General features: G+C 73.7%; 13 protein-coding genes. 2 read left to right on the top strand and 11 right to left on the bottom strand.

Annotation, left to right across the window (positions count from 1 at the left end; all coding sequences use genetic code 11):
- Positions 1-80 precede the first annotated feature (80 nt).
- Positions 81-1,013 carry a MerR family transcriptional regulator gene (locus tag AB0J08_RS23220; RefSeq protein ID WP_360637355.1) on the top strand — a complete coding sequence of 311 codons (933 nt, stop codon included), beginning with the start codon at positions 81-83 and terminating at the stop codon, positions 1,011-1,013.
- Between the two features lie 82 nt (positions 1,014-1,095).
- On the opposite strand, the gene AB0J08_RS23215 is transcribed toward AB0J08_RS23220, so the two are convergent.
- On the bottom strand, positions 1,096-1,944 hold the full coding sequence (locus tag AB0J08_RS23215; RefSeq protein WP_360637352.1) for an isocitrate lyase/phosphoenolpyruvate mutase family protein: 849 nt from the start codon (positions 1,942-1,944) through the stop codon (positions 1,096-1,098).
- A gap of 118 nt (positions 1,945-2,062) precedes the next feature.
- Here AB0J08_RS23215 and AB0J08_RS23210 point away from each other — a divergent pair, with 118 nt between their 5' ends.
- Positions 2,063-2,770: a winged helix-turn-helix domain-containing protein gene (locus tag AB0J08_RS23210; protein WP_360637349.1), complete on the top strand. Its 708-nt coding sequence runs from the start codon at positions 2,063-2,065 to the stop codon at positions 2,768-2,770.
- A gap of 92 nt (positions 2,771-2,862) precedes the next feature.
- Here AB0J08_RS23210 and AB0J08_RS23205 read toward each other — a convergent pair whose 3' ends face one another.
- From AB0J08_RS23205 to AB0J08_RS23160, 10 genes are all read right to left on the bottom strand, one after another.
- On the bottom strand, positions 2,863-3,354 hold the full coding sequence (locus AB0J08_RS23205) for a DinB family protein (RefSeq protein WP_360637346.1): 492 nt from the start codon (positions 3,352-3,354) through the stop codon (positions 2,863-2,865).
- The gene (locus AB0J08_RS23200; RefSeq protein ID WP_360637343.1) at positions 3,354-4,151 is read right to left on the bottom strand and encodes a VOC family protein; all 798 of its coding nucleotides are present in this window, start codon (positions 4,149-4,151) and stop codon (positions 3,354-3,356) included. The genes AB0J08_RS23205 and AB0J08_RS23200 overlap by 1 nt, the downstream gene beginning before the upstream one ends.
- A 162-nt stretch (positions 4,152-4,313) precedes the next feature.
- The gene (locus AB0J08_RS23195; protein WP_360637341.1) at positions 4,314-6,926 is read right to left on the bottom strand and encodes a terpene synthase family protein; all 2,613 of its coding nucleotides are present in this window, start codon (positions 6,924-6,926) and stop codon (positions 4,314-4,316) included.
- A gap of 328 nt (positions 6,927-7,254) precedes the next feature.
- The gene (locus AB0J08_RS23190) at positions 7,255-7,596 is read right to left on the bottom strand and encodes a DoxX family protein (protein ID WP_360637338.1); all 342 of its coding nucleotides are present in this window, start codon (positions 7,594-7,596) and stop codon (positions 7,255-7,257) included.
- 111 nt (positions 7,597-7,707) lie between these two features.
- Positions 7,708-9,258: a hypothetical protein gene (locus AB0J08_RS23185; protein ID WP_360637335.1), complete on the bottom strand. Its 1,551-nt coding sequence runs from the start codon at positions 9,256-9,258 to the stop codon at positions 7,708-7,710.
- Entirely contained in the window at positions 9,255-11,231 is a 1,977-nt protein-coding gene (locus tag AB0J08_RS23180; RefSeq protein WP_360637332.1) for a hypothetical protein, read from the bottom strand. The genes AB0J08_RS23185 and AB0J08_RS23180 overlap by 4 nt, the downstream gene beginning before the upstream one ends.
- Positions 11,228-12,055 (bottom strand): toll/interleukin-1 receptor domain-containing protein, encoded by an 828-nt coding sequence (locus AB0J08_RS23175; RefSeq protein ID WP_360637329.1) that lies wholly within the window; start codon positions 12,053-12,055, stop codon positions 11,228-11,230. Before AB0J08_RS23175 ends, AB0J08_RS23180 begins: the two co-directional genes overlap by 4 nt.
- A 93-nt stretch (positions 12,056-12,148) precedes the next feature.
- Positions 12,149-13,468, bottom strand: a complete 1,320-nt coding sequence (locus tag AB0J08_RS23170) for a helix-turn-helix transcriptional regulator (RefSeq protein WP_360637326.1) — start codon at positions 13,466-13,468, stop codon at positions 12,149-12,151.
- Between the two features lie 214 nt (positions 13,469-13,682).
- Entirely contained in the window at positions 13,683-13,904 is a 222-nt protein-coding gene (locus AB0J08_RS23165; protein ID WP_360637323.1) for a hypothetical protein, read from the bottom strand.
- Entirely contained in the window at positions 13,901-14,125 is a 225-nt protein-coding gene (locus AB0J08_RS23160) for a hypothetical protein (RefSeq protein ID WP_360637320.1), read from the bottom strand. Before AB0J08_RS23160 ends, AB0J08_RS23165 begins: the two co-directional genes overlap by 4 nt.
- Positions 14,126-14,144: the final 19 nt, after the last annotated feature.

Here is a 14,144-nt window from a genome sequence, read left to right as displayed (position 1 = left end):
CGTATCGTCCGTCAGGCCGACCTCCCGGCCGCCCGTGCACACGGGTACGGTAGGAACTCCCCCTGAGGGAGGTTCAAGTCATGTCGCCCGACGTCATGTGGAGCATCGGGGAGCTGGCCGAGCGCGCGGGCACCACGGTCAAGTCCGTCCGCTTCTACTCCGACCGCGGCCTGTTGCCCGAATCCGGCCGGAGCTCCGGCGGGCACCGCCGCTACGGCCCGGAAGCGCTGGACCGGCTCCGACTGATCCGCTCCCTGCGCACGCTCGACCTGCCCGTCCCCGAGGTGGGCCGGGCCCTGGAGCACGAGTCGGCACTGGAGGACGCCGTCGCCCGGCAGTTGCGCGAAGTCGGGTCGCAACTGGCCGCCCTGCGCTGGCGCGAGGCCGCCCTCCACCTGCTCCAGGACTGCACCCCCGCCGAGCGCGCCGACCGGCTCAGCCTGATCGGTACGGTGGCCGGCCCGCCCGACACCACCGTGATGGCCCGCTTCTGGCGCCGTGTGCTGCCCCCGCGCCTCCCCGCCGCGCTGCTCACGGCGGTCATCGACGCGGCCGTCCCGGAGCCCCCCGCCGACCCGAGCCCGGCCCAGGTCCTGACCTTCGCCCGGCTGCACGCGCTCACCGCCGCCGGCCGGCTCAGCGTCGACGTCTGCCGGCCCGACCTCCGCGACCCCGGTGACGACTACCGGCCGGCGGTGCTCTACCAGGGCCTCGGCTTCGCCTACGAACTGGCGGCGGCGGAAATGGCGAAGGGGGCGTCGTACGCGGGCGAATCCCTGGACTGCTTCGTCGCCGCGCACGCCGACTCCAGGGGCCTGCAGGACACTTCGGAGTTCCGTCACCGCCTCGGGTACGTCCTCGACCAGACCGCCGACCCGGTGATCGACCGCTACTGGCAGCTCACCACCGAGCTCGCCACCCCGGCCGACGGCCCGCCCGCCATCACGCCCGGCTCCGCCCACGCGTGGCTGCGCGCCACCCTGGATGCCCAACTCGCCGACGCAGCAGCCTGATCGGCACTGCGGCAGCGCCACGACTTCGCCGCCCGGCCTGCCGCACCGGTCCGGCGCGTGCCCCGGCCGCTCGCAGCGGCCGTCAGGCCGGCCAGGGCCGATGTCCCGGCCGGCCGATCCTGCCGGGCGGGACCTGATCGAGCGGGCGGTCCTCGTGCAACGCCGCGACCGCGGCGTACCCGGGCGCCGAGGCAGCCGCGTCGGGCAGGGCGCCGCCGTCGCGGACGGCCACCGCCGTCCCGACCGCCGCCGCCAGGGCCGCCCGATAGGGCAGCGAGCCGAGGCTGACCCGGGCGACCCCGAGCTCGGCGAGCCGGGCCAACGGCGGACCCGCCGGGGTGAACAGGACGTTGAGCGGGACGGCGATCCGGCCGACCAGCGCCTCGATGGCGGCCGGCTCGGCCAGCCCCGGGACGAACACGCCGTCCGCGCCAGCCTGTTGGTAGGCGGCGAGGCGGCGCCCGGTCTCCGGCCCGGGATCGGGCAAGCCGAGCCAGTGGGTGTCGGTCCGGGCGTTGACGAAGAGACCGGGGGCGGCGGCCTTCACGGCCGCGAGCTTCGCCGCGTGCACGGCGACGGGGGCGAGCGTGCCGTCCTCCCGACCGTCCTCCAGGTTGATGCCGACCGCCCCGAGTTCCGCCAACTCGACGGCGAGGTCGGCCACTTCCGACGGGTCGTCACTGAAGCCGGCTTCGATGTCGACGGAGAGCAGGAACCGGCCCCGGCCGAGGCGCCGGGTGAGGCGGAGGGTCTCACGACGGGTGGCGGCGGCACCGTCGGGCAGGCCGGCGGCCGCGGCCACGCCGAGGCTGGTGGTGCCGATGGCGGCGAAACCCTGGCCGGCGAGGGCCGCCGCACAGGCGTGGTCCCAGGCGTTGGGCAGCAGCAGCGGCTCGCCGGGGCGGTGATGCAGGGCGGCGAACGGGGTCATGCCGTTGCCTCCCCGGTGGCCGGGCCGGCGGCGGGAGTGCTCGGGGTGCTCATGGCCGCCATGCTGGACCCGGGACGTTTCGGCCCCCGCCGAACCGTCCCCGGGGCACCATGGAGGCATGTCGCTCGCCCAGCTCGCCGGACTGCTCGCCGACCCCACCCGCGCCGCCTTCTGCACCGCCCTGCTCGACGGGCGGGCCTGGACCGCCGGCGAACTCGCCCGGCACGCCGGCGTCGCGCCCTCCACCGCGAGCGAGCACCTGTCCCGGCTCATCGCCGGAGGCCTGTTGGCCGAGGAGCGGCAGGGGCGGCACCGGTACGTCCGGCTCGCCGACCCGGCGGCGGCGGCGCTGATCGAGGACCTCTGCGCCTACGCGGCGGCCACCGGCCCGGCGCGGCCCCGGCCGGCCAACCTGCGCGAGTCCACCCGGCTGAGCGCCGAGGCCCGGGCGCGGACCTGCTACGACCACCTGGCCGGCCGGCTCGGGGTGGCGGTCACCGAGGCCGTCCTGGCGCGCGGACTGGTGGCGGACGACGCCGGCCTCGCGGTCACCGTGCACGGGCTGGAGTGGCTGGCCGGCCTGGGCGTCGAGCTTCCGGCCGGGGCCGGGCGCGCGGGCGGCCGACCGCTCGTGCGGAGCTGCCTGGACTGGACGGAGCGCCGCGGCCACCTGGGCGGGGTCTTCGGCGCGGCACTCTGCCGGACGGCGCTGGACCGGGCCTGGGTGGAGCGGATCGGCTCCGGCCGGGCCCTGCGGGTGACGACGGACGGCGGCCGCGCGCTGCGCGAACTGCTCGGGGTGGCCCTCGACCCGGTGGCGGCGTGACGGACCGGACGCCCGCCGCCGCTCCTGCGAAGCCGCTCCGCCGCCACCGCTCTCCCGCCGAATCCGCTCTTCCGAAGCCACCGCCGAAGCCCTCACCCCATCGTCTTCGCCCCGTCCAGCGACTCCCGGATGATGTCCGCGTGCCCGGCGTGCTGCGCGGTCTCCGCGATGATGTGCAGCAGCACCCGCCGCACGGACCAGCCGGCGCCCGGCTCGAACCACGGTGCCTCCGGCAGCGGGTGGACGAGGTCCAGGTCGGGCAGGGTCGAGACCAGCTCGTCCGTCTCGTGCGCCACCCGCTCGTACGCGGCGAGCAGGCCGGCCAGCGTCTCGCCGTCCGCCATCCGGAACTGGCCCTCCCAGTCGATGGCCGCCCGCTGCATCGCCTCCGCACCGCCGACCGCGAACCGCATCCAGCGCTCCTCGACACCCATGACGTGCTTGATCAGGCCGCCCAGGCACAGCTCACTCGCCGTGGTGCGCCGGGCAGCCTGCTCGTCGTCGAGGTCGCGGACGGTGTACCGGAGGAAGCCGCGGTGCTTGTCCAGCGTCTGGAGCAGGTCGGCCCGTTCCCCGCCACTCATCAGTCGTCCGCCAGCACGGGCATGTCCCCGGAGGTCGTTCCGAGGTCGATGATGCCGAAGGCCGCGCCCTGCGGGTCGCCGACCGCCGCGAACCGGCCGAACGGGCTGTCCATCGGCCCGAAGTACAGCTGTCCGCCGTGCTCGGTCACCTTGGCGACGGTGGCGTCGCAGTCGTCCACCGCGAAGTAGACGCTCACGTACGACGGCGCCTCGGGCGGGAGGTCCTCCGGGCCCACCTTCATCCGGCCGAGAGCGGGGCGGTCGGCGACCTGGAAGATCTTGTAGTCGACCTGGTCGGCCTCCATCCGCTTGGTGCGGTACGGGAAGACGGCGGGGAAGAAGGCGTCGGCCTTGTCCGGCTCGCGGGTGAGCACCTCGGCCCAGGTGTACGCACCCGGCTCGCCCTGCTTCTCGAAGCCCTCGTGGCTGCCGGCCTGCCAGACGCCGAAGGTGACGCCGCCCGGGTCCTTGGCGATCGCCATCGAGCCGAAGTCGCCGACCTGCATCGGGCCCATCAGCACCTCGCCGCCCGCGGCGCGGATCTTCTCGACGGTGGCGGCGGCGTCCGGCGAGGCGAGGTACAGGCACCAGGCCGACTTCACCTCCTCCCCGGGCATCGGCGGGACGACGGCGGCCACCGCCTTGCCGTCCGAGTACGCCGTCGTGTAGTTGCCGAACTCCGACGCGCTCTCGCCGAAGGTCCAGCCCAGCACCGCCCCGTAGAAGGTCTTCGCGCCGTCCAGGTCCTTGAACATCGCATCGGCCCAGCAGGGCATGCCCTCAGGTAGCACGGCCATGATCCTGTCCTCCATGTAGCGATTTGCCCCGATTCGCCACAGTAGCCAGTCCCCCGCCGGACCGCGCCCCGAGCCGCCTTGCCCCCCTGCACCCGGACGCGCCGACGGCCCGCCGCATCCCGGCGGGCCGTCGGCGAACCTGGTCGCCAGGACCGGTCACCGCTATCCGCTCACCCCGGCCCCGCCACCCGGGAGGACCGCGGCGAGCGGCGGCCGCGCACCCGCCGTACCGAAGCCGACCGGCCCCGTCGGTACGAGCCCCGGCCGCGGCGCCGCCTCCGCCCCGCCCGCGGCCGCCTGCACCGGCGCAGCCGCGAGGGCGAGCCGCGCCGCCGACGTCCCCAACCCGGGCGCACCGAACGGAAGCGCACCCCCGGCACCGGCCGGCACCGACTCCGCGGGAGCCACCTCGACCGGAAGCTCGGCAGGCGGCTCGGCAGACCGCTCGACCGGCCGCTCGACGGGAGGCCCGCTCGGGACCCCCACCGGGGCCGCCGGTACCGCACCGGCCGCCGGTACCGCACCCGCCGTACGCCCGAAGTGCCGCCGCAGATCCTCCTCGCCGTACCGGTGGCAGTCCCGGTGCCAGATGTAGATGCCCGCGAGCCAGTTCTCCAGCTCCTCCACGTACCCGTCCAGCAGCGCCCGGGCCTCCGGCCCCAGCTCGAAGTCGTCGTACAGCACCGGGAACTCGTTCTGCGCCACGTGCTGGAACTGCCTCAGCCGCGAGTGCATCAGGTCGTCGACGATGCGGACGGCCGCCGGGTAGTCGCAGTTGAAGAAGTTCTGCACCACCAGTACCGCGTTGTGCACCTCGCCCTCGTACTCGACCTCCTTCTGGTACGAGAACAGGTCGTTCATCATGCACGCGTAGTCGGCGGCGGCGTTCTCCAGCGAGCGCATCGGCCCGCTCTGGTAGATCGCCGGCGGGACGGCCTGGCCGTGGGCCAGCCGGCACAGGCTCATGGTGAGGTCGGAGCCGAAGGTCTTCCGGCGCATCTCGATGTAGTCCACCGGGTCGGGGATCCGGTGCTGCGCCTGGTTGTTGAGCTCCCAGACCCAGCTCAGCGTCATGTCCTCGACGGCGGTGCGGAACTTCCGCCGGGCGTCCTCCGTCATCGGGGCGCTGGTCCGGTCCCAGAGGTCGGCCAGGCCTCGCTCCAGGGCGTTCGCCGGCACCGGCATCGGGCTGCCGTCGACGGGCATGAAGGTCGAGAAGCGCTCGGTGGTGAGCTTGGCCCCGACCAGGTCGCGGGTCCGCCCGTAGACCACCGGGTAGTAGTCGTCACCGTACGTCCCCCACGTCAACCAGGCCGAGGTGAGGTCGAGTTGTTCGGCGGTGGCGTCCGGGTGGATACCGGCCGAGCAGAGCGGGAAGTCGTAGTCGGCGAGCTTCTCGGCCGTCCAGATATCCGAGCCCGGGACGCCCGGCTGAGCCTCCAGCATGCCCATCCGCGCGGCCCACTCCACGGTGTTGCGCCGGGAGGCGTCCAGATGCGGGCTGAGCTGCACGGTGTACGGGAGCTTGAACTCCGGCAGCCGGGAAGGCCCGACCTGTTGGAACGGCACGTGGCTGTGCGACCTGGTCCGTCGCGCAGCCGGGTCGACGCCACCCAGCGAGCCGGGCGTCCCCTCCAGCGTGTTCACTCCACTGAGCGAGCCCAACTCGCCCGTTCCACCCGGGAGTCCACGTGCCGCACCGGCCCGGAGCACGTCCAGCGCCGACGTCCCGATCCCGCCGATCGCGTACTGGTCCCACCAGTTGGCCGAACGCGCGGCCGCCCCGCCCCCGTTCATGTACCGGCTGGACCGCATGTGCCACTCGTGGCCGCCGGACTGCCAGTCCTGCAGGCCCTTGACGTACGCCAGTACCCGGGCGACGCCCGCCGGGTCGAGCCCGGTCTCGGTGAACAGCCACGGCAGTTCGGTGAACACGGTGTTCTCGAACTGCTGGAGCCGCGAGGTGAGCAGGTCGTTGACGGCGTCCGCGGCCTCCTGCGTCGTACAGCCGAGGAAGGTCTCCAGCACGAGGATGCCGTTGCTCAGCTCGCCCTCGTCCTCGACCTCCCGCTGGTAGGAGAAGATGTCGTTGCGCAGGTGGACGCCGTCCGAGAAGGCGTCCATCAGGACGCGCAGCGGCCGCGAACCCGAGACCTCCTTCGGCACCTCGGCGTTGGCCGCGTACTCGATCAGGCCCGCCGACCAGGGCGCGCCGCCCACCTTGCGGCGCATCTCGATGTACTCGACCGGGTTGGCGATCCGGCCGGCGTTGATGTTGGCGAGTTCCCAGAGCGACTCGTTGAGCAGGTTGCGGGTGCTCTCGGCGAAGCGGATCCGCCAGTCCTCACCCATCGCGGGCACGGTGCGCCGCCAGAGGTCGGCCAGCCCCGCCTCGACCGGGTTGGTGGGCTCGGGCATCGGGGTGGCCGGGTCGGCCGGCATGAAGAGCGGCAGCCGGTCCAGGTAGGCCTTGCCGCCCTTACGGTCGTTGCTGCGCTTGTAGATCTCCAGGAAGTGGTCGTCGAAGAAGAAGACCCACACGTACCAGTCGGTGACCAGCGACAGCGCCTCGGCGGAGGCGTCCGGGTGGGTGTAGGCGCAGAGCAGACCGTAGTCGTGCGCCTCCAGATCGGCCTGGTCCCAGATGCCCGACCCCTCCAGCATCCCCATCTCCCGCGCCCATGCGGTGGAGTGGACGCGGGCTCCTTCGAGATGCGGGTTCAGCCGTGCCGGGTGCGGCACGTAGAAGGAGGGCAGTTCGAACGGCTGAGTCACCGGGCGAGCCTTTCTGGACGCGTCGAGGAGGCCTACCGGCACGGCGGAGCGAAGCCTTCGGTCCGCCGCGTCCGCCACCCGGTCGGCTCAGCATTACCCCTGGTCGACGATCTCCACCGGACAACCGCAACAGTCGTATGAGATAAGCCGCTTGAGTCGAACTCCTGCCCGATAGAACGGACGGTTCTGGTTCATCTGTACGGGTCCGGGCCGGTCCACGGGTCCGAGCAGCCCACGCGTCCGGGGCAGCCCACGCTTCCACCCGCCCGGGAACGCCGGGAGGGGCGAGCGGTGACCGCTCGCCCCTCCCGGTAGTGCCGCCCCGTCGTCAGCCGATCAGCGCCAGCGAGGCGGCGGCCGGCGCCAGGTAGACCAGCGGGAAAGGGACGTGCGCGTACGCGCGGGCCCGGACGACGGTGACCACCGCACCCGCGAAGTACAGCACCAGCCCGATCGCCGCCAGCACCCCGACCACCGGCACGAACAGACCCGCCACCAGGCCCACCGCCCCCGCCGCCTTCGCCGCCCCCAGCCAGTTCCACCAGGCCTGCGGCACCCCGTACTCGGCGAGCGGCCCCACCACGAACGCGGCCCGGACGAAGATCGCCCCACCCGAGAACCCCGCCATGACGGCGGCCAGCACAGTGACGACGACAGCAGTGGTGGACATCAGACGTTCTCCCCATCGGAATCGGGCGGGTCTCGCGTGCTCTTCACTCCTCTGACCCGCCGCACCGCCCCGGTGTGACAGCACTGCCGAAGATCTTTTCGGCCACTCCGCTCAGCCCCCGATGATGGACGGCGGCTCCTCCGACCCGCCGCCGTTGACGGAGTCCCTGAGCACCTCCCAGGCCGAGACGACCGGCCCCTCCTCGTCCGAATCCCCGGGGCCGGCGTCACCGGCCGGCTGGTGGACCGGCTGCCCGGTCCCGGGCCGCACCGGCCCCGGCACGAACCCGACCGGTGCTGCCGCCCCCGCGTCTCCCTCCGCTTCGGGCTCCGCCAGACTCGCCTTGATCAGGTCCGCCCCCTCCGGCCTGCCCATCGCCTCGGTGAGGCGGGCGATCCGATGCGCGTAGACGGTCCGCTCGTCCTCCCCGCTGATGTCGACGTCGTCCATCAGATCGTTGAGCGGCCCGACCACCACCGGCCCCCGCCTCGGCCCGTCCGGCTGCCCGTCCGGCCCCGCGCTCGGCTCCGGGATCGTCGGCGTCGGCCACGGGCCCGGTGCCGACCAGAGCTTCCCCGGCTCGGCGCCGGACCACGCGCCGGCATCCGCTCCCGGCTCGGCACCGGCCACCCGGTCGGTCGCCGCCGACGCCGCACCGCCCGTCTCCCCCGAGAACAGCTGCGCCGCCGCCTCCGCCACGTCCGCCCCGGCCACCATGTGCCGGTACAGCACGTCCACCGCCTGGTCGTTGGCGGCCGCGGACAACTGCGCCAGCGGGCCGATCATGTCGACCGTCTGCTGCACCTCCTCGGAGTTCCGGGCCAGCCACCAGACCACGGCGCTGCCGGTCGACTTGAGCACGTCCTCGCCGAGATACGCCCGTCGGGTCCGCTCGTGCCGCAGTTCGTGTTCCCAGAGCTCCGCCGTCTTGCGCACCTCGGCCATCTGGTCGAGCCGCGCCTGGTCGGCCTCCGGAATGCGGAGCGCGATCTTCTCGGCCATCGCCACCACCAGCCCGGATGCGTCCTGCTCCGCCAGACCGAGCACCCCGGCCAGCCGGTACCAGACGAGGTCCGGCCGGGCCGGGTGTTCCCGCTCGGTCACCGCCTTGGCGCGGGCCAGCACGGTGTCGACGGCCAGGCCTCCCAGGTTGGTGTGGACCAGGCCGCTCACCTGCGGCAGCGGCCGCCACCGGACGGTCGCCGAGAACACGAAGTCGTAGTCCGGCACCCCGCTCGGCAGCGCCACGTTCTCCACCCGGGCTTCCTGGTAGGGGACTTCGACCGGCGCGGCAGGCGTCTGCGGCAGCCCCGAGTCCGCCCGACCGGGATCGAAGGCCGAGTCGGACGCTGCCGTCGGCCCCGACGGCGACGGCGCGGTCGTGTACACGGTCGACCGGGCGAACGTCTGCGCCGCCGTCGGAACGGGCCCTGGCCGGTTCCACTGATACGCCTGGGACGGGTCCGGACCAGACTGCGGCGCCGGCCGCTCCCCGCTGCCGCGCCAGACCAGTTGCAGCACCACCACGACGACGAAGCCCGCCGCCACCGCCCACACCCAGGCCGGCCAGCCCAGGGCCAGCCCCAGGGCGACGGGCACCAGCCCGGCCGCTGCGGCGAGTCCGCCGACGCGGGCCCTGTTCATGGAGTTCATGGAGCTCACCGATACCTCTCCTCGATCCGGCCCACTCGGGGCGGGTCGGACAACTCGATGCCCTGTGCGTCATCGATCTCCTGCCAGAACCGGGCCGCGACATCGGCCCGGCCGCTCTGCTCCTCCGGCTGCCCGGCTGCCGCCGCCCAGTCACGGGCGACCAGGTAGAGCCGGGAGAGGAGATCCCCGCGGCCCCGGGCGGCGTCGACCAGCACCCTCATCAGCCGCCGTGCCGTCGGACCCGGTGCCGACGCGGCCGCCGAGAGCCACTGCCCGACCGTCGACTCCCACCAGTGCGGCGGAACCGCCGCCAGCACCCCGGCCCAGCCCCGTGTCAGCGCGTCGGACGGGACCCACGACGTCGGCGGAGGGTTCACCAGCCCGAGGAAGAGCCGGATGTCCGGGGTGGCATCCCGCCGGGACTCCAAACCGTCCCAGAGCCGGGCCAGCAGCTTCGCGTACAGCCGCCGATCGTGCCGGGCCAGCTCGAACAGCGCCTCCCGCACGTCGGACTCGCTGCTCCCCCTGGTCCTCCGCGCGAGGTGGTGCAGCCGGACGAGTGCCTGGTCCGGGTGGGTCCGGGCCATCACCTCACCACAGGCCCGGGCGAGCACCCGGGCCAGGTTCGGCTGCACGGACCCCACCGGGGTCGCCCATTCGTAGATCTTGGCCCGGAAGCCCGCGGCGTGGCGTTCGTGGGTGAGGCCGAGTTCGAGAACCGCCATCGCCTCGCTCGCCCGGCGGGGGTCCGCGGCCCACTCTCCCGCCAACCGGTGCAGCAGCGGCCACTCCGAGGTGCGCAGGCTCTGCTCGGTGAAGCGTTCGACGAGCGTTCGCCGCTCCTGCAGCCCGAGCGCCGGGTGCGGCTGGTCCACCGCGTCCTCGACCCACGCGCCGAACCGGTCGCGCAAACCCGGGAAGTACGTCCAGAAGTGGGCTCGGACCGCCCCGTCGTACGCCAGCGAGGTGAACCGGATCCTGCCGTGCCCGTCCACCTCCACCGGCAGCGCCTTCAACCGCTCCGCCAGGTCGGCGCGCTCCAACTGCGGCTTCTCGTCGGGCGTGTGCTCGACCAGCCTCAGCAGTCGGTCGGTGTGCAGGAAGACGGCGTCGGCGGGCGCCCCGGCCATCATCGCCGCCACGAACAGCAGCGCGCGCTGCGGGCCGGAGTCGAGGGCCGCCACCTCCTTGGTCACCTCGGCGCTGCGGTTGCTGAGCGCGCCGAGCGCCTGCCGGATCCAGCCGGCCATCCCGCCGGACGGATCCGCCGTCCTGGCCTGGGCCACCAGGTTCGCGAAGCGCTGGATGTCCCGCATCGCGAAGGTGTCCAGCGACCGCAGTTCCCCCTCCTCCAGCGCGTCCGGCTCCCAGCGAATGCGGTCGCACTCAAGATGCCTGCGCAGGACGGCCGTGGCACGCGGCCGACCGATCGCGGCGACCAGCTGCCGAAGCCTGGGGTGCAGCAACTCCTCGTCGCTGAAGGGAAGTACGGCCACCAACCGGGCGTTCGCAGCCTCCACCTTGCCCCAGAAGGAGTACAGCAGTTCCTGCGCGCGCGGGTAGGCCTCCTCGGAGACGGCGGAGAGATCCAGCAGCAGCCGGTCCCCCTCCTCCGGGTCCGGGACGTCGTCGTTCTCCTTGTCCATCGAGAACGACATCTCGATGAAGGGGGTGTCCTCGTCGTCGGGGCCGTGCAGCAGCATCACCGCGGCGGTCCGCCGACCGCTGCCGGCCGGGCCGGCCAGCAGAACGGTGGTGCCGACCCTGGCCAACCGCTGCTGCGCGTCGCCGAAGCCCGCGGGAGCCACGAACCGCTGCTTCAGCCAGCTGCGCTGCTCCAGAGCCACCCGCCACGGATCCACCTTGGGGCGGGCCATCGGCGGCTGGTCGGATCCGTAGAAGTGGTTGTGCTGGGATCCGGGCCCTGTGTGCGCTGCTCCCCGGATCTCCTCGATCCGGGTGCCGCCCCCGGCATCGGTCACCGCTGCCGGCCCTCGCGGCGGCGCTCCTCGCGGTCGTCCCGCTCCTCGCGCCCGTCCCGCTCCCGGAGACCGCCGAACTCCTGGTTCACGGAGCCGCGTTCGAGGTAGTTCGCGCCATCCCCGGTGAACTGCACGCCGCCGTTGCGGATCTCGTTGTGCTGGTCCCCGCTCCCCGTGTGCAGCGGCCCGTTCGCCGTGTTGATGAACGTGCCCACGTCGCCGCCCACGTTGCCGATGCCCCCGCTCTGCCGGTGCGTGTAGTCCCTGGCCTGGACGACGCTGCCGTCGACCCGGCCCACCCGGTTGCGGGCCTCCGGCTGCTCGGCCTCGCTCTTCGCGATCTGCCGTTGCGCTTCGGCGAGTCCGGGGAGCGCCTCGGCCAGGTCGTCGCCGATCCGGGCCAGGTCGGCCTCCGCGTTGCGGGTGTCCAGCCGGCGGTACTGGCAGTCGGCCAACTCGCCCAGTGCGGCGGGGAGGTCGCGCCGGTCGAGCCGGGTGGCGCGGCCGACCAGCACCGGCACGACCAGCGCGCCGCTCTCGAAGGCCTCGACGATCTCCCGCCGGGTCCAGTCCTCGGGGTCGTCGAGCGCGCGCCGGCCGTCCGCGGTACGGGCGTCGGCCCAGCGGTCGCCGATGACGGCGATCAGCACGCTGCTGCGGCGCACGGCGGTCAGCAGTTCCTGCGGGAAGCGCCGGCCGACCTTGATCGATTTGCTGGCGCGGAACACCCGTTCGCTGCCGAACCGCCGGGACAGCTCGCGCTCGATCAGGGTGGCACCGGTGTCCTCGTCGCTGGTGCGGTAGTTCACGAAGATGTCGGGCATGGCGGATCACCTCTCCAGGGTGTTACGGGGGGGCAGGGCCGGGCCGGGGAGACGCCGGGGAAAGGCCGGACGAGGGCCGGTGGAGGCCCCGGTCTACGGGTGGAGCGCCGCGGCGAGCACGGGCTGGAGGTCGAGCACCGCCCGGTTGGCCCGGAACCGGGCCAGCTCGCGGGCGAGCCGCTCCACGTCGGTGGTGATGGTCGCCGACCGCAGCCCCGGGACGAGCGGCAGCAGTTCGGCGGCCAGCGCGCAGGCGTGCTCGATCTCCCCGGCGGCCGCGTGCGCGAGGGCGCGCCGCAGGCCGTACCGGGCGCGGCTGCGGGTGGCGTGCGCGGGGATCCGCGGGTACTCGCGGTCGAGGACCTCGGCGGCCTGCGCGGGGCGGCCGAGGTCGTGCAGACACCAGCCGGCGACCATGGCGGCGGGGTCGGTGAGGTTGCTCGTCCCGAGCACGGGCGTGCCGGTGCCGTCCTCGGCCGCGGCCCGGGCCAGCAGGTCGCGGGCCCGGTCGAGGCTGCGCAGGCTGGCCGTGTGGTCGCCGGCCAGGGCGTGGCCCTGGGCCTCCCGCTGGGCGGCGAGGCCGCGGATCCGGGGCGGCAGCCTGCCCTCCTGGGCCTGGGCGACCAGCTCGACGGTCTGGGCGGCGTCGCCCGCGTAGAGGGCGACCAGAGCCCGGCGGACGAGCGCGTACGAGGCGAGGTCGCGGTCGCCGCCGGCCTCGGCGAGTTCGACGGCGCGGGCGGTCCACCAGAGGGCGGCCGGGTTGTCGCCGGCCTCCTGGGCCATCCAGCCGGCGTACTCGGCGTACCGCGCGGCGAGCCCGAGCAGCTTGGGTCGGCTCGACGCTCCGGCCTGGACGGCGAGTTCACGCAGGGTGTGGGTCTGGACGGTGAGCAGTGGCAACAGGACGCCGGGGTCGGTGGTCTGCCCGAGCGTCCGCATCTGGTCGAACTGCAGGCGGAAGATCTCCACCGGCGCCGTCTCCGTGGCCGCCTGCGCCTGCGCCTGCTGCGGCATCACGGTGGCGGCAACTCCCACCCCCAGCAGCGATGTCGCGCCGACGGCGAGCAGTCGGCGCCGCCCGAGGCCCCCGGGCCAGCGGACGCCGTCCGGGCCGACCCGGAGCAGCCATGCCTCGTCGTCGACCGTGGCGCCGTCCACCCCCGTTCCACGCTCGGGGGTCTCGGACGGCACCAGCTTCTCCAGCTCGCCACCGGCGCCGAGTCGGGCGTCGCAGCGGCGGGCCAGGTCGGGCGGCGGCGTCTTGTGGCCGCGTTCGATCTTGCTGAGGTGGCCCTTGCTGTAGTTGAGCAACTCGGCCAGCCGGGTGAGCGTCAGCCCGGCGGCGATCCGCCGTCTGCGTAGTTCCGGCCCGAACTCGCCGGCCGTGTCGGGCGATTTGGACGTGCGCATGCCAACCCCCTCTCTGGAACCGTCTGCCCGTGGTTCTGCGTCGTGGGCCCGAGACGGTCTCTCCCCCCGCCTCCGCATGAATATTGACATGCGGACGAGGGGGGTGAACGGGGAATGGCACTGTTTCCCGTTTCCTCTTTCACCGGTGCCGATGTGGCGGCTACTCGCCCTGAGGACAAAGGGAATTGGCGACAAGTCCACTGATATGACGGGACTATCGGCCCTCCTTCCCGCGCCCGGGCCGGCACTGCGCGACCCGGCCCCGCCCGTACGGAACACCGACCGTCAGCACGGTGACGTTCGCCGGCCACCGGGCCGGCCGACGCACACCGGGCCGGCCGGCATCGACGAGCAGGGCGGCGAGGGCGGAGACCGCCACGGAGGCCCCGACGACCAGCAGGACGAAGGCCACCTCGGCGCGGCCGTCCCGCCTCACCCGCGAATCCCCGTCCGGATGAGCTCGGTGCATCGCTCGACGACGTCCGCCCGGACGGCTCCGAGGTCGATCAGCACGACCCCGGTGGTCTGCGCCGAACGCCAGTCGACGCCGGCCGAGGGCAGCATTAGCCCGGCGGCGGCGAGCGTGGCCCGGAAGTCGTCGAAGGCGTCGGCGGCGCGGCGCCGGTCGTGCGCCGTCATTCTGCCCGGGATGCTCATGGCCCTTCCTCAGATGGGG

This window comes from Kitasatospora sp. NPDC050463, from assembly GCF_040655255.1.
Taxonomy (GTDB): domain Bacteria; phylum Actinomycetota; class Actinomycetes; order Streptomycetales; family Streptomycetaceae; genus Kitasatospora.
Note: the sequence above shows the minus strand (reverse complement) of the source record. Positions and strands in the feature narration are given on the sequence as shown.